Source organism: Pseudomonas sp. RA_35y_Pfl2_P32 (assembly GCF_963970735.1).
GTDB lineage: Bacteria > Pseudomonadota > Gammaproteobacteria > Pseudomonadales > Pseudomonadaceae > Aquipseudomonas.
In genome coordinates this window covers 1-20,797 of record NZ_CAXAQF010000016.1, presented here as the reverse complement: position 1 = coordinate 20,797, position 20,797 = coordinate 1, and the positions used below count along the sequence as shown (strand labels likewise).

At 62.7% G+C, this 20,797-nt stretch carries 18 protein-coding genes; 7 read left to right on the top strand and 11 right to left on the bottom strand.

The window, feature by feature from the left end; genetic code table 11:
* Positions 1–20 precede the first annotated feature (20 nt).
* Positions 21–1,034 carry a zinc-binding alcohol dehydrogenase family protein gene (locus AACY45_RS17080; protein ID WP_339546545.1) on the bottom strand — a complete coding sequence of 338 codons (1,014 nt, stop codon included), beginning with the start codon at positions 1,032–1,034 and terminating at the stop codon, positions 21–23.
* A 117-nt stretch (positions 1,035–1,151) separates the two neighbouring features.
* Between AACY45_RS17080 and AACY45_RS17075 the strand changes: the two genes are divergently transcribed.
* The 3 genes from AACY45_RS17075 (at position 1,152) to AACY45_RS17065 (ending at position 4,642) form a co-directional block, all read left to right on the top strand.
* Positions 1,152–2,081: a LysR family transcriptional regulator gene (locus tag AACY45_RS17075; protein ID WP_339546544.1), complete on the top strand. Its 930-nt coding sequence runs from the start codon at positions 1,152–1,154 to the stop codon at positions 2,079–2,081.
* 318 nt (positions 2,082–2,399) lie between these two features.
* The gene (locus AACY45_RS17070; protein WP_339546543.1) at positions 2,400–3,134 is read left to right on the top strand and encodes an ArsR/SmtB family transcription factor; all 735 of its coding nucleotides are present in this window, start codon (positions 2,400–2,402) and stop codon (positions 3,132–3,134) included.
* 134 nt (positions 3,135–3,268) lie between these two features.
* A complete protein-coding gene (locus tag AACY45_RS17065) occupies positions 3,269–4,642 on the top strand; it encodes an MFS transporter (protein ID WP_339546542.1) in 1,374 nt (457 codons plus the stop codon).
* Between the two features lie 37 nt (positions 4,643–4,679).
* Here AACY45_RS17065 and AACY45_RS17060 read toward each other — a convergent pair whose 3' ends face one another.
* Both AACY45_RS17060 and AACY45_RS17055 read right to left on the bottom strand, forming a co-directional pair.
* Positions 4,680–5,633: an adenosine deaminase gene (locus AACY45_RS17060; RefSeq protein ID WP_339546541.1), complete on the bottom strand. Its 954-nt coding sequence runs from the start codon at positions 5,631–5,633 to the stop codon at positions 4,680–4,682.
* A gap of 131 nt (positions 5,634–5,764) precedes the next feature.
* Positions 5,765–6,847 (bottom strand): BMP family ABC transporter substrate-binding protein, encoded by a 1,083-nt coding sequence (locus AACY45_RS17055; protein ID WP_339546540.1) that lies wholly within the window; start codon positions 6,845–6,847, stop codon positions 5,765–5,767.
* Between the two features lie 296 nt (positions 6,848–7,143).
* On the opposite strand from AACY45_RS17055, the gene AACY45_RS17050 reads away from it, so the two are divergent.
* Positions 7,144–8,232 carry a calcium:proton antiporter gene (locus tag AACY45_RS17050; RefSeq protein ID WP_339546539.1) on the top strand — a complete coding sequence of 363 codons (1,089 nt, stop codon included), beginning with the start codon at positions 7,144–7,146 and terminating at the stop codon, positions 8,230–8,232.
* A gap of 33 nt (positions 8,233–8,265) precedes the next feature.
* Here the strand turns inward: AACY45_RS17050 and AACY45_RS17045 are convergent, their stop codons facing one another.
* Both AACY45_RS17045 and AACY45_RS17040 read right to left on the bottom strand, forming a co-directional pair.
* Entirely contained in the window at positions 8,266–9,624 is a 1,359-nt protein-coding gene (locus tag AACY45_RS17045; RefSeq protein WP_339546538.1) for an 8-oxoguanine deaminase, read from the bottom strand.
* Positions 9,625–9,792: 168 nt separating this feature from the next.
* Positions 9,793–10,479, bottom strand: coding sequence for an SDR family oxidoreductase (locus tag AACY45_RS17040; RefSeq protein ID WP_339546537.1), 687 nt, complete (start codon positions 10,477–10,479; stop codon positions 9,793–9,795).
* A gap of 135 nt (positions 10,480–10,614) precedes the next feature.
* On the opposite strand from AACY45_RS17040, the gene AACY45_RS17035 reads away from it, so the two are divergent.
* Positions 10,615–11,049, top strand: a complete 435-nt coding sequence (locus tag AACY45_RS17035) for a hypothetical protein (protein ID WP_339546536.1) — start codon at positions 10,615–10,617, stop codon at positions 11,047–11,049.
* Positions 11,050–11,052: 3 nt separating this feature from the next.
* Here the strand turns inward: AACY45_RS17035 and AACY45_RS17030 are convergent, their stop codons facing one another.
* From AACY45_RS17030 to AACY45_RS17005, 6 genes are all read right to left on the bottom strand, one after another.
* Positions 11,053–11,979, bottom strand: coding sequence for an ABC transporter permease (locus AACY45_RS17030; RefSeq protein ID WP_339546535.1), 927 nt, complete (start codon positions 11,977–11,979; stop codon positions 11,053–11,055).
* Positions 11,979–13,085: an ABC transporter permease gene (locus tag AACY45_RS17025; RefSeq protein WP_339546534.1), complete on the bottom strand. Its 1,107-nt coding sequence runs from the start codon at positions 13,083–13,085 to the stop codon at positions 11,979–11,981. The genes AACY45_RS17030 and AACY45_RS17025 overlap by 1 nt, the downstream gene beginning before the upstream one ends.
* 11 nt (positions 13,086–13,096) lie before the next feature.
* A complete protein-coding gene (locus tag AACY45_RS17020) occupies positions 13,097–14,662 on the bottom strand; it encodes an ABC transporter ATP-binding protein (protein WP_339546533.1) in 1,566 nt (521 codons plus the stop codon).
* A 553-nt stretch (positions 14,663–15,215) separates the two neighbouring features.
* The gene (locus AACY45_RS17015) at positions 15,216–15,797 is read right to left on the bottom strand and encodes an IMPACT family protein (RefSeq protein WP_339546531.1); all 582 of its coding nucleotides are present in this window, start codon (positions 15,795–15,797) and stop codon (positions 15,216–15,218) included.
* A gap of 10 nt (positions 15,798–15,807) precedes the next feature.
* Positions 15,808–16,458 (bottom strand): TetR/AcrR family transcriptional regulator, encoded by a 651-nt coding sequence (locus AACY45_RS17010; RefSeq protein WP_339546530.1) that lies wholly within the window; start codon positions 16,456–16,458, stop codon positions 15,808–15,810.
* Positions 16,459–16,558: 100 nt separating this feature from the next.
* Positions 16,559–17,479: a LysR family transcriptional regulator gene (locus tag AACY45_RS17005; protein ID WP_339546529.1), complete on the bottom strand. Its 921-nt coding sequence runs from the start codon at positions 17,477–17,479 to the stop codon at positions 16,559–16,561.
* Positions 17,480–17,603: 124 nt separating this feature from the next.
* On the opposite strand from AACY45_RS17005, the gene AACY45_RS17000 reads away from it, so the two are divergent.
* Both AACY45_RS17000 and AACY45_RS16995 read left to right on the top strand, forming a co-directional pair.
* Positions 17,604–18,953: an aspartate aminotransferase family protein gene (locus AACY45_RS17000; RefSeq protein WP_339546528.1), complete on the top strand. Its 1,350-nt coding sequence runs from the start codon at positions 17,604–17,606 to the stop codon at positions 18,951–18,953.
* Between the two features lie 140 nt (positions 18,954–19,093).
* A complete protein-coding gene (locus AACY45_RS16995; protein WP_339546527.1) occupies positions 19,094–20,587 on the top strand; it encodes a CoA-acylating methylmalonate-semialdehyde dehydrogenase in 1,494 nt (497 codons plus the stop codon).
* The last annotated feature ends 210 nt before the right edge of the window (positions 20,588–20,797 follow it).

The window sequence follows — 20,797 nt, the reverse complement described above, 5'->3', positions numbered from 1 at the left end:
CAGGGCCCGGTCTTTCACGTTCAGAAGCCTTCGAGAACAATCTTGCCCTTGGCCGTGCCGCTCTCCAGCAGCTCATGGGCCCGTCGCAGGTTGGCCGCATTGATGGTGCCGAAGTGCTCGCCGACGGTGGTCTGCAAGGTGCCGTTGTCGATCAACCCGGCGACCCGGTTGAGCAGCTTGTGCTGCTCCAGCATGTCGGCGGTCTCGAACAACGAGCGGGTGTACATGAACTCCCAATGCAGCGACAGGCTCTTGCGCTTGAGTTGGGTGATATCCAGCGCCTTGGGGTCGTCGATCAGCGCGAGCTTGCCTTGGGGCGCCAGGGCTTCCACCAGTTGGGCGAAGTGTTGATCGGTCTGGGTCAGGCTCGCCACATGAGTGACCTGGGGCTGACCGACGCGCTTGAGCTCCTCGCTCAACGGCAGGCGGTGATCGATGACCAGGTCGGCACCCAGGTTTTCTACCCAGGTGCGGGTTTGTGGGCGCGAAGCGGTGCCAATCACCTTCAGGGCCGTGAGCCGGCTGGCCAGTTGGGTGAGGATTGAGCCGACGCCACCGGCAGCCCCGACGATCAGCAGGCTTTGCCCTTCGGCGGTGTTGCCCTCGCGCACCTGCAGGCGTTCGAACAGCAGTTCCCAGGCGGTGATCGCCGTCAGCGGCAGCGCTGCTGCCTCGGCAAAGCCCAGGGACTTGGGCATGTGACCGACAATCCGTTCGTCGACCACGTGCAATTCGCTGTTGCCCCCGGCGCGGGCAATGGAGCCGGCGTAGTAGACCTTGTCACCGGGCTTGAACAGGCTCACGTCGGTGCCGACTGCCTTGACCACACCGGCCACATCCCAGCCCAGGACTTTGGCGGCGCCACCTTCGGGGGCGACGTTCTGGCGGACTTTGGTGTCCACCGGATTGACGGAGATGGCTTTGACTTCCACCAGCACGTCACGAGGGCCGGCGACGGGGGCTGGCAGTTCGATGTCCTGCAGGGCGTTCGGGTCGCTGATGGGCAGGCTGTGGTAATAGGCAATGGCTTTCATGGGCGGTTGGCCTCGAGTGTCTTGGGATGGGGCAGATGATTGGCTATTTATCTGCGAGATAAAACCCGCTAAAAGCACAGTCTCTTTCAATCATTTATTGATAATGCGGGGGCGCCGATGCTGCGTTTCGATGATTTGTTGTTGTTTGTGCGGGCGGCTGACCTGGGCAGCCTGTCGGCGGCGGCGCGCGGCATGGACATGTCGGCGGCGGTGGCCAGCGCAGCATTGAAGCGGATCGAGCAGCAATTGGGTGCGCGTCTGTTGGCGCGCTCTACCCGCAGCCTGCGCCTGACCGCAGAAGGTGAGGGGTTTCTGGTGTATGCCCGCGCGGCATTGGGGCAACTGGATGAAGGCCGGCGTTGGCTGGCGCGCGGGCAGGATCAAGTCAGCGGGGTCCTGCAACTGTCGGCTCCCTCGGACTTCGGGCGCAATCTGCTGCTGCCCTGGCTGGACGAGTTTCAGCGTGAGCATCCCCTGCTTACGGTGCGCCTGTTGCTAGGCGACCGGATCGCCGACCTGTTCCGCCAGCCGGTGGACATCGCCCTGCGTTATGGCGAGCCGGAAGACTCCAGCCTGGTGGCGCTGCCCATTGCCCCGGACAATCGCCGGGTGCTCTGTGCGGCCCCGCAGTACCTGGCCCGCTGCGGTGTGCCGCGCCAACTGGAGCAACTGGCCCAGCACAATTGCCTCTTATACATGCTGGGCAGCCGGGTTCACGACCATTGGCGCTTTCACGATGGCAAGCGGGACGTGAGCCTGACGGTCAGCGGTGATCGTTTCAGTGATGACGCCGATGTGGTGCGCCTGTGGGCGGTGGCGGGGGCCGGAATAGCCTACAAGTCCTGGCTGGACGTGGCCGCCGATGTGGTGGCCGGGCGCTTGAAGGTGCTGCTGCCGGAGTTGCAGGGCGAGCGTGCACCGCTGAATGTGTTGTGCGCTCATCGCGCCCAATTGAGTAAGCCGGTGAACCTGTTACGAGAAATGCTCAAGCGTCAGTGTGGACATCTGAGTGGTCAATTTTCGACAAGATTTTTCGTGGGCCACTAATCGCACTCATAAAGCGAAGTTTCACGCAGCAGCTATCGGCATTGGCGGTTTCCCCGGGGCAGGAACCGTCGTTCATCACGCTTATACTAGCGTCCGCCTGAGTTCGCAACAGGGTCCGCGAACCCGGGCGGCCTTGCTCGATCCTCCGGTTCAAGCCGCGGAAAACCACTGGTCTGGCTTGAGGGTTTCGAAGAAGTTTGTCGCATTAATTGGTTTTTTAGCCCGGTTTTTGGCGGTTATCTCGCCTTGGCCGGCATCACATTACTGGTCAAGATGTCCCCCGAGCAGTAGACAAATGATTCAACAGGGAGTGAATACATGGAACATGCACCTTGCATCAGTCAGATCGCCACATTACTGGCTGACCCGAAGCGTAGCGCGATGATGTGGGCCTTGATGGATGGCACTGCCCGGCAGTCGGAGGAGCTGGCGTTGCTGGCCGGTTTGTCGCCGTCCTCGGCCAACGCCCATCTTGGGCGTTTGTTCAGCGGTGGACTGTTGAAGGTCGAGGAGCGTGGACGCAAGCGGTTCTACCGCCTGGCGGCACCCGAAGTCGGGGCGGCGGTCGAGGCATTGGCCAGTGCCTCCCTGGTCAGTTCGCCGGGCAATATCGCCCAGGTATTCAAGCGCGCCAACCCGCTGGCCAAGGTCCATACAGCACCGTCGTCGTTGCTGCGGGCGCGCCTCTGTGAGGAGCATTTTGGCGGAACCCTGGCGGCGGACCTGTTTCAGCGCCTGCTGGATGCCGGCTGGATCGAACAGTTGGACAAACGCATCCTGGTGACCCACAAGGGCGCCACTCAACTGGCCAGCCATGGGGTTTTCGTTCAGGCATTGGCCCATAGCAACTCGCAAGTAGCCTGCGCCTGCCCTGACTGGAGCGAGCGTCGCCCACACCTGGGCGGGACGTTGGGGGCCGCGTTGTTGCAGTTGTTCATCCAGTCGGGCTGGCTGAGTGTCTCCGGTGATTCGCGGTCCTTGCAGGTCACGCCGACCGGTGTGCGGGAGCTGGAGCTGTTTGGCAAAGAGCGTGAACTGCAAATGGCCCTTTAAGCGCCCTTGAGAGAGACGTCTGTAGCCGTCGGTTCAGACGTCGCTCAGGGCTGGCGCCAGGTCGTATCCAGCAATCCTCCACCCCGGCGTTCGCGCACACTCGATCCGCGGATTACTGGATCGGGGGATAGGGCATGGAAACACAAGGCTACAGTGCGGCAGAACGGCTGGAGCGGTTACCCATCAGCGGGTATCACCGCGTCATCTTTATCATCATTGCCCTGGCGTTTTTCTTCGACTCCATGGACCTGGCCATGATGACCTTCCTCCTGGGTTCGATCAAAGCCGAGTTTGGCTTGAGCACGGCACAGGCCGGGTTGCTGGCCAGTTCGAGCTTCTTCGGCATGGTCCTGGGGGCATCGTTGTCCGGCATGCTGGCCGACCGTTTCGGGCGCAAGCCGGTGTTCCAGTGGAGCATCGTGTTGTGGGGGATCGCCAGCTACCTGTGTTCCACGGCGCAAACGGTGGAGACCCTGACCTTGTTTCGTATTCTGCTGGGAATTGGCATGGGCATGGAGTTTCCGATTGCCCAGTCGATGCTGTCCGAGCTGATTCCGGCCAAGCGTCGTGGGCGTTATATCGCCTTGATGGATGGCTTCTGGCCGCTGGGGTTTGTCGCCGCGGGGGTGTTGTCGTATTTCCTGTTGCCCGTGATTGGCTGGCGCGACATCTTCCTGGTGCTGGCGGTACCGGCGGTGTTCGTGCTGGCGATCCGCTTTTTCATTCCCGAATCACCGCGCTGGCTGGAGCAGGCGGGGCACCATGATGCCGCCGACCAGGTCCTGTTGCGGATCGAGGGCAAGGTTCGGGCTTCCCTGGGGCGTGCCGACCTGCCAACGCCGATTCGCCTGCCCAGGGCCGAGCACCGCCCCGGTCACTTCTTCTCCGCCTTGCGGCAAATCTGGTCGCCGCTGTATCGCCAACGCACCCTGATGATCTGGAGTGTCTGGTTTTTTGCCCTGCTCGGTTTTTACGGCCTGACGTCCTGGCTCAGCGCGCTGTTGCAACAGTCCGGTTTTGCCGTGACCCAGTCGGTGTATTACACCGTGCTGATTTCCCTTGGCGGGATACCCGGGTTCCTCATGGCCGCCTGGCTGGTGGAGCGCTGGGGGCGTAAACCGGTGTGCGTCATCACGTTGCTGGGTGGTGGGGTGATGGCGTTTTTGTATGGGCAAAGCGCGGTATTCGGCGGCAACGTCAGCCTGTTGATCGGCTCGGGACTGTTGATGCAGTTCTTCCTGTTCGGCATGTGGGCGGTGCTGTACACCTATACCCCTGAGCTGTACCCGACTTCAGCGCGGGCCACGGGGTCCGGGTTTGCCTCGGCGATTGGTCGCGTGGGTTCGTTGCTGGGGCCGTTGGTGACCGGGCTGGTGTTCCCGATCACCGGGCAGGGTGGGGTCTTTGCGTTGGGTGCGATGTGCTTCGCGATTGCCGCGGTGGTGGTCTGGCTGTTTGGCATGGAGACGCGGGGCAAGACGCTGGAGGAGTTGACCGAAGCGGTCTGAAAAGATCGCAGCCGCGCCAGGCTGCGATCTTTTGCGTTCAGGGTTTGACCAGGCGTGCATCCAGGCTGTTCTGCGCCAGGCGTTTGGCCTGGTCCTGGGTCATGCCCAGGTCGGTGTACAGCGCGTGGAAGTTCTCGGTCACATAACCGCCAAAGTACGCCGGGTCATCGGAGTTCACCGTGACCTTCACCCCACGCTCGAGCATGTCGAGGATGGTGTGCTGGGACATGTGGTCGAACACGCACAGCTTGGTGTTGGACAGGGGGCAGACGGTCAGCGGGATCTGCTCGTCGATGATCCGCTGCATCAGGCGCTCGTCTTCGATGGCGCGCACGCCATGGTCGATGCGCTGGATCTTCAGCAGGTCGATGGCTTCCCAGATGTACTCCGGTGGGCCTTCCTCACCGGCGTGGGCGACGGTCAGGAAACCTTCGTGGCGGGCACGGTCGAACACGCGCTGAAACTTGCTCGGTGGGTGACCCATCTCTGAACTGTCGAGGCCGACGGCGATAAAAGCGTCCCGGAACGGCAGCGCCTGGGTCAGGGTTTTTTCGGCTTCTTCTTCGCTCAGATGGCGCAGGAAGCTGAGGATCAGGCCGCTGGTGATGCCCAGTTGCTGCTCGCCGTCCTTGAGCGCGCTGGCGATCCCGTTCAGCACCACTTCGAAGGGTACGCCCCGGTCGGTGTGGGTCTGCGGGTCGAAGAAGGGTTCGGTGTGAATCACGTTCTGCGCCTTGCAGCGCAACAGGTAGGCCCAGGTCAGGTCGTAGAAGTCCTGGGAGGTGCGCAGCACATCGGCGCCCTGGTAATACAGGTCGAGGAACTCTTGCAGGTTGTTGAAGGCATAGGCCTTGCGCAGGGTCTCGACGTCGCTCCAGGGCAGGGCGATCTTGTTGCGTTCGGCCAGGGCGAACAGCAGCTCGGGCTCCAGCGAGCCCTCCAGGTGCAGGTGCAGTTCAGCCTTGGGCAGGGCGTTCAGCCAATCGTACATGTGCGGTTCTCATCAGGTGCTTATGGCGGGCATTCTACAGATGCCCGTGCAAACATTGAGTAAAACCTGACCAAGCGGTTCAGCCTGCCAGCCTGTGGGAGCAGGCCTGCCCCCACAGGGTGAGGCGCAGGTTATTTCGGCATCTCGGCCTGCATGCCCTCGACGTAGTAGTTCATCGACGCCAGTTCGGCATTGCTCGCGCTTGAGCCCGCCGGGATTTTTTCGCGGCCGGCCTGGTCCTTGATCGGGCCGGTGAACGGATGGAACGCGCCGCTCTTGATCTCGGCGATGATCTGCTCGGCTTCGCTTTTCACCGCCGCCGGCACCAGGTCGCTGATCGGCAGTTCAACCGTGCCCTCTTTCAGGCCACCCCAGTAATCCTGGGATTTCCAGCTGTGATCGATGACGCTTTGCGTGGCCTGGATGTAGTGCGGGCCCCAGTCGTTGACGATCGAGGTCAGCACCGCTTTGGGGCCGAAGTGGGCCATGTCCGAGGCGTAGCCCACGGCATAGACCCCACGTCGTTCGGCGGCCTGGATCGGCGCCGGACTGTCGGTGTGCTGGAACACCACGTCGACGCCCTGGTCGATCAGTGCGTTGGCGGCGTCGGCTTCCTTGCCCGGATCGAACCAGGAATTGACCCACACCACTTTGATCTCGGTGCCGGGGTTGTACTTGTTCAGGGCCAACTGGATGGCGTTGATGTCGCGGATCACTTCGGGAATCGGGAACGAGGCGACGTAGCCGATCTTTTTGCTCTTGGTCATCTTCGCCGCGAGAAAACCGCCGACGTAGCGACCCTCATAGGTACGGGCCAGGTAGGTGCCGAGGTTCTTGTCCTGCTTGTAGCCGGTGGCGTGTTCGAAGGTCACCTTGGGAAATTGCCGGGCGACTTTCAGGGTCGGGTTCATGTAGCCGAAGGAGGTGGTGAAGATCAGGTCGTACTGCTCCTTGGCCATGTTGCGGATCACTCGCTCGGCGTCCGCCCCCTCGGCGACGTTCTCCACGTAGTGGGTGGTGATCTGCTCGCTGAATTGCTCCGCCAGCGCCTTGCGCCCTTGCTCATGCTGATAGGTCCAGCCGTGGTCGCCGATCGGGCCGATGTAGACGAAGCCGACTTTCAGCGGATCGGCCGCGCTGGCGGTCAGGCTGGCGCCGAGGCCAAGGGCGGTGACGACGGCGCAAAGCAGCGTGTGCAACGGACGTTTATGCATGAATGGAGCTCCAGGGTGTTTTGGGGTTGACCAGGTCAATGCAAATTGCTGACCAACAGGACAACAAAAACCGTTGAATCCTGCCCAACCCATCGTGGGCAGCCTTGCTCCTGCAGGTCCGTCATCGTCCTGTTGGTGCAAGGCCTGCCCGCGAAGACGCCGGGAAGACCAATAAAGTGCAGCGCGCGAACCCACTGCCATCCAACGGTGCGCTAAGGTTCAACGGAACATGGGCGTGACGTCGCAGTCAGTCACTCATCGCCAAGCCTTCGCTGGCTTCGATACAAGGGACCGTTATGCTCACCTTCCTCAAGCAAGAAAAGCTGCTCCTGCTGGCGCTGCTGGCAGCATTGGCCGCCTATCCCCTGGAGCACGGGTTGCTGCACAGCGGGCAGATGATCGCGCTGGCCGGCGGCATGGCGCTGATCGTCTTTATCGTGGTGGCCTCGATGCGTGTCGCCCACCATGCCGAGCGGCTGGCGGAAAAGGTCGGTGACCCCTACGGCACCATGATCCTGACCCTGGCGGCGGTGCTGGTGGAGGTGGTGATCCTGGCGATCATGATGAGCAACGAGGCCTCGCCGACCCTGGTGCGCGATACCATCTACTCGGCGGTGATGCTCGACATCAACGGCATCCTCGGCCTGGCCGCGTTGATGGGCGGGATCAAGCATGGCGAGCAGTCCTACAACGATGACTCTGCGCGCACCTACAGCGTGATGATCCTCACGGCCATGGGGGTTTCCATGGTGGTGCCGGAGTTCATTCCCAAGGCGCACTGGAAGATTTACTCGGCCTTCACCATCGGTGCGATGGTGGTGCTCTACACCCTGTTCCTGCGCATGCAGGTCGGTCCCCACAGTTACTTTTTCAGCTACAGCTACCCGCAAAAACGCCGCAGCAAGGAACTCGAGCAGGAGGCGCCGCCGATCCGTCTCGGGCTGTCCATTGGCACCCTGGTGTTTGGCGTGGTGGTGATCGGCGCCTTGGCCGAGGTCATGTCCAAGGCCCTCGACCTGGGCCTGGAAGGGACGGGCGCACCGCCGGTGTTGACGGCGATCATAGTGGCGGCGATTTCCGCTGCCCCGGAGATTCTCACGGCCTTGCGCGCGGCCTTGGCCAACCGGATGCAGTCGGTGCTCAACATCGCGTTGGGGGCCTCGTTGTCGACGGTGATTCTGACGGTACCGGTGATGGAAGCCATGGCGCTGTACACCGGCCAACCGTTTCAGATGGCCATGACGCCGGTGCAGACCGTGATGGTGTTCATCACCTTGATCGTCAGTGCGATCAACCTCAACGATGGCGAAACCAACGCCATCGAAGGGATGACTCACTTTGTGCTGTTTGCGACGTTCATTATGTTGTCGTTCCTGGGGCTGTAGCGGCGTCGCTGGCGAGCCAGCGACGCGCTCGGATCAGACCCCGCTGATCAACTGCCGAGCCGCCTGGCTGTGGTCGGCGATCAAGCCCTTGAGGTCCAGTCCCTCGACCTGGCCGTCGATCACCCGCCACTTGCCACCGACCATCACCCGGTCCGCCCGATCGGCACCGCACAGCAGCAACGCCGAGATCGGGTCATGGCTGCCGGAGAAGCGCAGTTCATCGAGTTTGAACAAGGCCAGGTCGGCCTGTTTGCCCACGGCCAGCTCGCCAATGTCGCTGCGTCCCAACAGTTTTGCCGAGCCCTGGGTGGCCCAGCCCAGAACGCCTTCCGGGGTGATCTTCTCGGCGCCGTAGCGCAGGCGCTGGATGTACAGCGCCTGACGGGTTTCCAGGATCATGTTGGAGGCATCGTTGGACGCCGAACCGTCGACCCCCAGGCCCACCGGTGCGCCGGCGGCGATCAGGTCCAGGGTCGGGCAGATGCCCGAGGCCAGGCGCATGTTCGAGCTTGGGCAATGACAGATGCCGGTACCGGCCGCGCCGAGGCGGGCGATTTCATCGGGGTTGAAGTGAATGCCGTGGGCCAGCCAGGTGCGTGGGCCGAGCCAGCCGACGCTGTCCAGGTAGTCCACGGTGCGCAGGCCGAAGCGCTGCAGGCAGAAGTCTTCTTCGTCGAGGGTTTCGGCCAGGTGGGTGTGCAGGCGCACGTCCAGTTGGTTGGCCAGGGCGGCGCTGGCGGACATGATCTCGGGGGTGACCGAGAATGGCGAGCAAGGCGCCAGGGCAATCTGGATCTGCGCGCCGGCGCCGCGCTCGTGGTATTCGGCGATCAGCCGCTGGCTGTCGGCGAGGATCACTTCGCCTTCCTGCACGGTCTGCTGCGGCGGCAGGCCACCGTCTTTTTCGCCAAGGCTCATCGAACCCCGGGTGAGCATGGCGCGCATGCCCAGTTCACGGACACTCTCGACCTGCACGTCAATGGCGTTTTCCAGGCCGTCGGGGAACAGGTAGTGGTGGTCGGCGGCCGTGGTGCAACCCGACAGCAGCAGTTCAGCCAGGGCGACCTTGGAGGCCAGGGCGAGTTTTTCCGGGGTCAGGCGGGCCCAGACCGGGTACAGGGTTTTCAGCCACGGGAACAACGGCTGGTTGACCACCGGGGCCCAGGCGCGGGTCAGGGTCTGATAGAAGTGATGGTGGGTGTTGATCAGCCCCGGCAGGATCACATGCTCGCGGGCGTCGAATACCTGTGCACAGGGTGTCGCCGGTTGCTGCCCTTGCTTGAGCACTTCGACGATCACACCGTCTTGCAGCACCAGGCCGCCACGGGCGTCGAGCTCGTTGGCCGTGAAGATGGCGAGAGGGTTTTTTAACCAGGTACGGGTCGCAGGCATTTGCCGGCTCCTCTGAAAGTTGGGTTCAGGTTCGCCAGCTCAGTGTTGCCCTGTCTGCTGATCCAGGTTCGTCGCGGGGACGAGGTGCCGAGTTTACTCAGGTTGTGCTGCAGTAGCAAAGTGTGCCGCAGTTGCAAAGGATCGCAGCCTGCGGCAGCTCCGTGGGCCTTACCAGGGAATGGTTTCGCCCTTGTAGTTGATGAAGTGATGTCCACCTCGGCCGGCATAGGTATTGACCTGATCCACCAGGCCACGGGTGCTGGTCTCGACATCCAGGTCGGCGCCTTCGCCGCCCATGTCGGTTTTCACCCAGCCGGGGTGCAGGGACAGCACGGTGGGACGCTGTTCGCCCAACTGGCTGACGAAGCTATTGGTCATGGAGTTCAGCGCGGCCTTGCTGGCCTTGTACAGGGCCAGCTCCGGTGCGTCCGGCATGGTCACGCTGCCGAGTACCGAGCTCATGAACGCCAGCACACCGGTGCCTGGACGCAACTGCCCGACAAAACGCTGGGCCAGGTTGATCGGTGCCACGGCATTGGTGAAGAACAACTGGCCAACCTCGGCCAGGGTCGCGCCGCCGGGTGTCTGTACGTCCGGGCCCTTGATCCCGGCGTTGACGAACAGCAGGTCGAACACCTGGCCCTGGAGCTGCTGGCTGAGGGCGAGCACGGCGGGCTGGTCGTCCATGTCCAGGGGCTCGATCTGCACCTTGCCCAGGGCCTGCAGCGCCTGGGCATTCTGTGGATTACGTACGGTGGCGGTGACCTGCCAGCCGTCGGCCAGCAGGGTTTTCACCAGGCCGAGGCCCAAGCCCCGGGAGGCGCCGATGATCAGCGCGGTTTTGGCCGTAGACATGAGTGGCTTCCTTGGAAAAGAGGGTCATGGGTTCAGTGGACAGTGTTGTCCGAGAGCGTTGTCTGGGGGGGCTTGACCCTTGAGCATACTCCAGGGTTTAGCCTGGGTGCTCCCTGAATAAACGGAGTAGTCGACATGTGGACACCGGAACAGTATCGCCGACTGGTGCGCAGCAGTGCCTGGTATGACCTGATCGTGATGGCGGCGTTTGTCACCCCCTGGAGTTTTACCGCGTTGCACGGCCTGCTCTCGGGCGTGAGCCAGGTGCTTGACGTGCCCGGCGAGTTACCGGCCTTTGCGCCGGTACACATGCTGATGGCCAATCTGCTGGGGTCGATTGTCTGCGTTTGGTCGGTGCTGCGGATCCGCGATCCGCAGGCGGTGTACGGCCGCTATGACGCGGCCGGGCGGTTTCTGTTCGCCACTTGGCAGGCCTATGCCTTGTGGCAGGGGGCGACTGGGTTGCTGGCGCTGTTCCTGGTGTTTGAACTGGCGTGGGGGATTGCCCAGGTGTTGCCCGTCAGGCAGCCATCGCCAGCCGGTCCGCTGACGCCGGCCGCCGTGGGCTGAGCACTAGTGCCCGGCCTGCCACGGCTGCCCCAGCGACATCGGCGCATACAGGCGTGTGCGCACGGCGTCGCGTGACAGCAGCACCAGCACCAGGATGGTCGCTATATAGGGCAGCATCGCCAGCAAGCTGGAGGGGATGGCCAGCCCCAGTCCCTGGGCGACCAGATGGACAATGCTCGCCAGCCCGAACAGGTAGGCCCCCAGCAACAGGCGCCAGACGCGCCAACTGGCAAACACCACCAGTGCCAGGGCAATCCAGCCGCGTCCGGCGCTCATGTTTTCCGCCCACATCGGCGTGTAGGCCAGCGACAGATAAGCCCCAGCCAACCCGGCCATGGCGCCGCCAAACAACACCGCCAGGGTTCGTACCCGCAGCACCGGGATACCCATGGCGCTGGCGGCGTCGGGGTTCTCGCCGACGGCCTGGATGATCAAGCCGACCCGGCTTTTGAGCAGCACCCAGGCCACCCCGGCAAACAGGACAAACGACAGGTACACCAGCAGGTCCTGAGCAAACAGCATGCGCCCGATCAGCGGGATCTCGCTGAGCCAAGCAATGGCCACCGGCTCGAACCCGGCCAGGGGTTTACCGACCCACGCCGCGCCGACGAACGTCGACAGGCCCACGCCAAAGATCGTCAGGGCCAACCCCGTCGCCACCTGGTTGGCATTGAACACCAGTGCCACCAGGGCAAACAGCGCCGACAGCAGTATGCCGGCGACCATCGCCAGCAGCACGCCGAGCCACAGCTGGCCGCTGTTCAGGGCGACGATGAAGCCGATCACGGCACCAAACAGCATCATGCCTTCCTGGCCCAGATTGAGAACTCCGGTTTTTTCACAGATCAGTTCACCCAGCGCCACCAGCAACAGCGGTGTGCCGCAGCGGACCATGGCGTAGAAAATATTGCTCAGCAGATCGATATCCATCACAGGGCTCCTGCGTGCACGTGGGTCACTGCGGCACGCCGCGTCCAGCGCAGGTTCAGCCGGGGTCGGTAGAGGATCAGCACATCACAGGCCAAGAGGAAGAACAGCATCATCCCCTGGAACAGCTGGGTGATGGCCGGCGGCAGGTTCATGCTCATCTGCGCGCTCTCGCCGCCGATGTACAGCAACGCCATCAGCAGGCTGGCAAACAGGATGCCGATGGGGTTGAGCCGGCCGAGGAAGGCCACCGTGATCGCGGCATAGCCATAACCCGGTGACACTTGCGGCACCAGTTGGCCGATGGGGCCGCTGACTTCGCAGACCCCGGCCAATCCGGCCAGCCCTCCGCTGATCAGCAGCGCCAGCCAGACCAGGCGCTTGTGGCGAAAGCCGACGAAGGCCGCCGCGCGCTTGTCGAGGCCGAGCACCTTGATCTGAAAGCCGATAAAACTCTTCTGCAACAGCACCCACACCGCCACCAGTGCCAACAGGGCGAAATACACCCCGGCGTGCACCCGGCCCTCTTCGGTGAGCAGGGGCAAGCGACTGGCCTCGCCGAACATCGCCGATTCGGGAAAGTTGAAACCCGCCGGGTCCTTCAAGGGCCCGTGCACACAGAACAGCAACAGGTTCAGCGCAATGTAGTTGAGCATGATGCTGGTGAGGATTTCGTTGGCGTTGAACCGCGTACGCAGCCAGGCGGTGAGCCCGGCCCATAGCGCCCCAGCGAAGGTGCCGGCGCCCAGGACCAGGACCAGCGCCCAGCGGCTTTGCAGGCCAATGAGGTTCACCGCCACGGCACTGCCCGCCAGGGCGCCGAGCAGCAGTTGGCCTTCGGCCCCGATGTTCCAGATACGCGCTTGATAGGCCACCGCCAGGCCCAGCGCGCAGAGCAGGATGGGCAAGGCCTTGACCAGCAGTTCGCTGATGCCATAGCCGTCGCTGATCGGCGCGATCAACAGGGTGTGCAGGGTCAGCAGCGGGTCATGACCCAGGGCGATGAACAGCAGCGAACCGCAACCCAGGGTCAGGGCGGCGGCCAGCAAAGGCGAACACCAGAGCATCAGGCGCGAATGCTGGCCACGGGGTTCTAGGGAAAGCAGCATGGGAAACTCCGTCAAGCCAGTGCAGGTGCGGGTGAGTGAGGGCTGTCGAACTGGCCGGCCATCCAGGCACCGACTTCGCTCAGGGTGGTGCCCGCCGTCGGTTGTTGCGCCGACAAGCGCCCGCCACACAGGGCGGCGAGGCGGTCGCTGATTTGCAGCAGTTCGTCGAGGTCTTCGGAAATCACCAGGATCGCCGCCCCAGCATCGCGCAGGGCAATCAGCGCGCGGTGAATGGTTGCCGCTGCGCCGACATCTACGCCCCAGGTCGGGTGGGCAGCGACCAGCAGGCGGGGCTGCTGGAGGATCTCGCGACCGAGGATGAATTTTTGCAGGTTGCCCCCGGACAGGCTGCGGGCGGGGGCTTGGGCACCCGCGGCCTTGACCGCGAAGCGCTGGATGATGGTCTCGGCCAGCGCCACGACCTTGGCGCGCTGGATCAGTCCATGGCTCATCAGGCCCTGTTGGAAGGACGTGAGCAGGGCGTTGTCGGCCAGGCTCAACTCCGGCACTGCCGCATGCCCGAGGCGTTCAGCCGGGACAAAGGCCAGGCCCAGCCGCCGCCGCGCATCCGGCGGCAAGTCGGCCACTGCTTGGCCGGCGAAGGCGATGCGCGAGGCGTCCGGGCGTGGCAGACGCTGTTCGCCACTGAGCAGGGCCAGCAACTCGTCCTGGCCATTGCCCGCCACTCCGGCAATGCCGACCACCTCACCGCTGCGGACCTGCAGATCGATGTCGTGCAGCGAGCAGCCGAACGGGTCCGGGTTGGCCCACGATAGGCCGCTGACCGTGAGGAACGTCGCGCCACCACTGGCCTTGGGGTAGTTGGCGAGCCACTCGGCGGCCTCGCCGACCATCAGCCGTGCCAGTTGCTGATCCGAACATTCCGCGGGCCGGCAATGCCCGGCCACGCGGCCGCCGCGCAGGACGGTGGCGCTGTGGCACAGGGCGCGCACTTCGGCGAGTTTGTGGCTGATGAACAGAATGCTGCAGCCTTCGCTGGCCAGGCGGCGCAGGGTGACGAACAGTTCATCGGCCTCCTGTGGGGTCAGCACCGAGGTGGGCTCGTCGAGGATCAACAGGCGAATGTCCTGCATCAGGCAGCGTACGATCTCGACCCGCTGGCGCTCGCCGATCGACAGGCTGTGGACCAGACGTTGCGGCTCCAACGCCAGGCCGTAGCGCTGCGCCACCTCGCGAATTTTTCGCGCCAGGGCCTGTGGAGCCCCGGCCGACGCGCCCATGGCCAAGGCGATGTTCTGCGCCACCGTCAGGGTTTCGAACAGGGAAAAATGCTGGAACACCATGCCGATGCCCAGGCTGCGGGCCTGGGCCGGATTGCGCAGGGTGACGCGCTGACCTTGCCAGTGCATGTCCCCCGAGTCGGCGTGGGTCACCCCGTAGATGATCTTCATCAGGGTGCTTTTGCCGGCGCCGTTTTCACCGAGCAGGGCGTGGATTTCTCCGGGTTGAATACACAGGTCAATAGCATCGTTGGCCAGGCAGCCGGGGTATCGCTTGCTGATGCCACGCAGTTGCAGGCGCGGCGTTGGGTCGGGGATCGGGACGGGGTTTGGCATCACAGGCTCGGGTCGTTGAACGAGATGCCTGTGGCCAAAGCAATTTCCTGGCCATTGAGTCAGGAAAGTGCGCAAAGGCACAGCATGCCGGGCTCTGTGGAAAACATCGGGTGGGTGCGGCAGGCGGATCAGGCACCACTTCGGGGCGCTCCTGGGGGCCATGGTGCAGGATCAGTCAGGAAATAAGTGGTTAAAAAATGATCATCGTCCTGCGACCTAGGCCAGCTATGCCACTGCGCCAGTCATGAACGGGTTATCCACAGGTTGCTCCACAGTATTTGTGCGCAAGCCAAAGCCCCGGGCATAAGCACCGTGGGCCTTTGTTCCAAAGCTGCTAAACCACTCTAAGCGATTGTTTTGCGGTGAAAATGGCGTGCAGAACAGGCAATTGGATAAAAACTGATCAATGCCCGCAAAGCCACGTGACAGAAGGGTTACAGCGCTATGTGCTCAGGTTATCCACAGTCGGGTGCACAGCGCTTGTGGGCAAGTGTCCGCCTGAAGGGGATGCCCCAAAGCATTGCAGCCAGGCTGTGCATAAAACAACCCGTGTTCAGCGTTGCAGCAAAATCCGCCCACGGCTCAGGCCCGCCAGTTGTGCCTGCAAGGTCTCGATTTGCGGTTCGGCCACGGCCAACTGCAAGTGCACGCCATTGGCGGTGAACTGTTCATCCACCACCAGGCCACCGGATTCGGCCACCCGCAACTTGACCAGTGCCAGCTCACTGAATGCACAGTCGCACCCCAATGGTACCCGGCTGATCAGTTCGATTTTTGCCGCGCCCTGCAGGCACTTGTTGGCGCTGCCGCCGTAGGCGCGGGCCAGGCCGCCTGTGCCCAATTGGATGCCGCCGTACCAACGAATCACCAGGACTGCCACCTGGTCGCAGTCCTGGGCCTCGATCGCTGCCAGGATCGGCCGACCCGCAGTGCCGCCGGGTTCGCCGTCGTCGCTGCTGCGGTATTGGTCGGCGAACTTCCAGGCCCAGCAGTTGTGTGACGCATTCAGGTCGCTGTGCTGCTCAAGGAAGGCCTGCGCCTCGGCGCTACTGGTGATCGGCGCCGCAAGGGCGATGAAACGGCTTTTGCGAATCTCTTCGCGATAGTCGCAAAGGCCGGCGAGGGTAAAAGGCATGGTGACGGTCTTAAGTGGCGGGAGTGAGGCCGCAGCCCTTGAGGATGATGCGGATCAGATTGTTGCCGGCGTCTTCCATGTCCTGGCGGGTCAACTTGCTGCGGCCGGTGACGCGGCATATCTGGGTGGCGAAGTCGGCGTAGTGCTGGGTGCTGCCCCACAGCAGGAAGATCAGGTGCACCGGGTCGACGGGGTCCATCTTGCCAGCGTCGATCCATGCCTGGAACACGCTGGCGCGACCCTGGAACCAGGCACGGTAGTCCTGGTTGAAGTACTCGCTCAGGCATTCGCCGCCGCTGATCACTTCCATGGCGAACACCCGCGAAGCCTGGGGATGGCGACGGGAGAACTCCATCTTGGCGCGGATGTAGCGGGTCAGCGCCTCGGCCGGGTCGTCCTCGGCGGTCAGGGTGTTGAAGGTGCTGTCCCACAACTCGATGATGTTGCTCAGCACCCCGATGTACAGGCCGAGCTTGTTGGTGAAGTAGTAGTGCAGGTTGGCCTTGGGCAGGCCGGCATTCTGCGCAATGGTGTTCATGCTGGTGCCTTTGAAGCCGTGCCGGGCGAACTCCACTTCGGCGGCCTTGAGGATGGTCTCCTCGTTTTTCTGACGAATACGGCTGGCAGGTTTACCGCTGTGGGCTGGGACTTCAAAGGTCATGGACGTTTCCGGGCAGGTCAATGGGGGCGCCAGTGCGTTGATAACGCACCCACGGGCTTGCGACAAGCCTTGGTGAGGGAAAAGCCTGGTTGGCAGGGGGTCAACGCGTCGCCGCCAGGCTTTCGAGAAAGCTTTCCAGCACCAAATGCGGGCGCCGGCCCTTGCGTGTGACCGATGCCAGGCTCAGGTCGTAAAAGCGGGTGTCCGACTTGAGTGCCCGCAGGCGACCTTGCTGGACCCACAGGCTGGCGTAGTGATCGGGCAGGTAGCCGATGTAGCGCCCGGTCAGGATCAGGAACGCCATGCCTTCGCGATCCGAGGCGCTGGCGGTGCAATTGAGCGCCTGGTAGTGGGCCTGGATCTCGGCGGGCAAGCGGAAGGTCGGGGCAATCGCGTCCTGGCTGTTGAGGCGCGCATCGTCCAGTTGTTTATCGTCGACGTAGAACAGCGGGTGGCCGACCGCGCAGTAGAGCAACGAGCGTTCGCTGTACAGCGGCTGGTACTCCAGGCCCGACAAGGCGCTGGCCTGGGGCACCACGCCGACGTGCAGGCGGCCGTCGAGCACACCTTGTTCGACTTCGTTGGGCGCGATCATGCGGATCTGGATCTGCACATCCGGCCCGCGCTCCTTCAACTGCGCCAGGGCGTGGGTGATGCGCATGTGGGGCAGGGTGACCAGGTTGTCGGTCAGGCCGATGGTCAATTCGCCGCGCAGGTGTTGGTGCAGGCCATTGACCTCGGTGCGAAAGCTTTCCAGGGCACTTAATAGTTGCAAGGCCGAGTGGTAGACCTCGCGGCCTTCTTCCGTCAGGGAGAACCCGGCCCGGCCGCGCTGGCACAGGCGCAGGCCGAGGCGTTGTTCGAGATCACTCATTTGCTGGCTGATGGCCGAGCGGCCGATTCCCAGCACGCTTTCCGCGGCCGAGAAGCCGCCGCACTCGACCACACTGCGAAAGATCCGCAACAGGCGGATATCAAAGTCGCTGACTTGTGCCAGCGGATCGGGGCGACGGCTGCTCATAGTTTAGTAACGGCCTGACTGAAGGTTAGAAAAGTTGCATTTCACCGACTTTATCGCCGTGGCAACTTAGCTGCAACAACGCTTTTTATCCCTACGCCGCTTATTGCCTTGCGAGGTTTTGCCGATGAACCTGCCTGAAAACGCCCCGACATCCCTGGCCAGCCAGCTCAAGCTCGATGCCCACTGGATGCCTTACACCGCCAACCGCAATTTCCAGCGCGACCCGCGCCTGATTGTCGGGGCACAAGGCAGTTGGCTGATCGACGACAAGGGCCGCAAGGTCTACGACTCGCTGTCGGGCCTGTGGACTTGTGGCGCCGGGCACACTCGCAAGGAAATCCAGGACGCGGTGGCCAAGCAACTGGGCACCCTCGATTACTCGCCGGGCTTCCAGTACGGGCACCCGCTGTCCTTCCAACTGGCCGAAAAAATTACCGACCTGACCCCGGGCAACCTGAACCACGTGTTCTTCACCGACTCGGGTTCCGAGTGTGCCGACACCGCGGTGAAAATGGTGCGTGCCTACTGGCGCCTGAAAGGCCAGGCGACCAAGACCAAAATGATCGGCCGTGCCCGTGGCTACCACGGGGTGAACATCGCCGGCACCAGCCTGGGCGGCGTCAACGGTAACCGTAAGCTGTTTGGCCAGGCGATGATGGACGTCGATCACCTGCCGCACACCTTGCTGGCCAGCAATGCTTATTCCCGTGGCATGCCTAAAGAGGGCGGCATTGCCCTGGCCGATGAACTGCTCAAGTTGATCGAGCTGCATGACGCTTCGAACATCGCGGCGGTGTTCGTCGAGCCAATGGCCGGTTCCGCCGGGGTACTGGTGCCGCCAGAGGGTTACCTCAAGCGCCTGCGGGAAATCTGCGACCAGCACAATATCCTGCTGGTGTTCGACGAAGTGATTACCGGCTTTGGCCGTACCGGTTCGATGTTCGGTGCCGACAGCTTTGGCGTGACCCCGGACCTGATGTGTATCGCCAAGCAGGTCACCAACGGTGCGATTCCCATGGGGGCGGTGATCGCCAGCTCCGAGATCTACCAGACCTTCATGAACCAGGCGACTCCGGAATACGCGGTGGAGTTTCCCCACGGCTATACCTACTCGGCCCACCCGGTGGCGTGCGCCGCAGGCCTGGCGGCACTTGACCTGTTGCAGAAGGAAAACCTGGTACAGCGCGTGGCTGAAGTCGCGCCACATTTCGAGAATGCGCTGCACGGCCTCAAGGGTTCGAAGAACATCATCGATATCCGTAACTACGGCCTGGCCGGCGCAATCCAGATTGCCCCGCGCGATGGTGACGCCATCGTGCGTCCGTTCGAAGCGGGTATGGCCCTGTGGAAAGCCGGGTTCTACGTGCGCTTCGGCGGCGACACCCTGCAGTTCGGCCCAACCTTCAACAGCCAGCCGCAAGACCTGGATCGCCTGTTCGATGCGGTCGGCGAAGTGCTGAACAAGATCGACTGATGTCCCCGAAACGGTAGGCGCCGAGCTTGCTCGCGATGGCGGATTGATAGGCGCCGTCGCCACTCGGCTACTAGTCACGCTGTCTATATATAGAAGGCGTCCCTCGGCGGACGCCTGCAAACAGAATTCAGGAGCCCTGCATGAGCCTCATCCCGCATTTGATCAATGGTGAACGGGTGACCGACAACGGTCGCACCGCCGACGTGTTCAACCCATCCACCGGTCAAGCGATCCACAAAGTGCCGTTGGCCAGCCGCGAAACCATCCAGCAGGCTATCGACGCTGCCAAGGCCGCGTTCCCGGCCTGGCGCAACACACCTGCAGCCAAGCGCGCCCAGGTGATGTTCCGCTTCAAGCAATTGCTGGAGCAGAACGAAGCACGCATCTCGCAACTGATCAGCGAAGAGCACGGCAAGACTCTGGAAGATGCCGCTGGTGAACTGAAGCGCGGGATCGAGAACGTCGAGTTCGCGTGCGCGGCGCCGGAAATCCTCAAGGGTGAATACAGCCGTAACGTCGGCCCGAACATCGATGCCTGGTCGGACTTCCAGCCCCTGGGCGTGGTGGCCGGCATCACGCCGTTCAACTTCCCGGCCATGGTGCCACTGTGGATGTACCCGCTGGCGATCGTCTGCGGTAACTGCTTCATCCTCAAACCATCTGAACGTGACCCGAGTTCCACCCTGCTGATTGCCCAACTGCTGCTAGAAGCTGGTTTGCCCAAGGGTGTGATGAGCGTGGTGCACGGCGACAAGTCGGCGGTGGATGCGTTGATCGAAGCGCCGGAAGTCAAAGCCCTGAGCTTCGTCGGCTCGACGCCGATTGCCGAGTACATCTATGCCGAGGGCACCAAGCGCGGCAAACGTGTGCAAGCGCTGGGCGGGGCGAAGAACCATGCGGTACTGATGCCGGATGCGGACCTGGATAATGCGGTGAGCGCCCTGATGGGGGCGGCTTACGGTTCGTGCGGCGAGCGTTGCATGGCGATCTCGGTGGCTGTGTGCGTGGGCGATCAGGTGGCGGATGCTCTGGTGGCCAAACTGGTTCCACAGATCAAGGCACTGAAAATCGGTGCGGGCACTTCTTGTGGCCTGGACATGGGGCCACTGGTGACTGGTCAGGCGCGGGACAAGGTCAGCGGCTATGTCGATGACGGCGTAGCGGCCGGCGCCAAGCTGGTGGTCGATGGTCGTGGCCTGAGCGTGGCGGGGCATGAGGAAGGTTTCTTCCTGGGTGGTTGCCTGTTCGATAATGTCACGCCGCAAATGCGCATCTATAAAGAAGAGATCTTCGGCCCGGTGTTGTGCGTGGTCCGGGTTAACAGCCTGGAAGAGGCGATGCAACTGATCAACGACCACGAATACGGTAACGGCACCTGCATCTTCACCCGTGATGGTGAAGCGGCCCGTCTGTTCTGTGACGAGATCGAAGTGGGTATGGTCGGCGTTAACGTGCCACTGCCGGTGCCAGTGGCGTATCACAGCTTTGGTGGCTGGAAACGTTCGCTGTTCGGTGACCTGCATGCCTATGGCCCGGACGGTGTGCGTTTCTACACGCGCCGCAAAGCGATCACCCAGCGCTGGCCACAGCGCGCAAGCCATGAAGCTTCGCAGTTCGCTTTCCCTAGCTTGTAACCTGCCAGGTAACGCGCGAAGGCCGCCCCAAAGGGGCGGCTTTCGCGTTTTCGGGACTTTTTGAGCGTTGTGACAGAATTATGAAATTAGCAGTTGACGGCAGATTCTGAATGTCTATAATTCGCCCCACTTCCGGCGCAGTCGAAACGGAAAACTCCTTGGAAAACAATGAGTTAAGCAGTTTTCGGCAGCAGGTTGCTTCAGTTCATC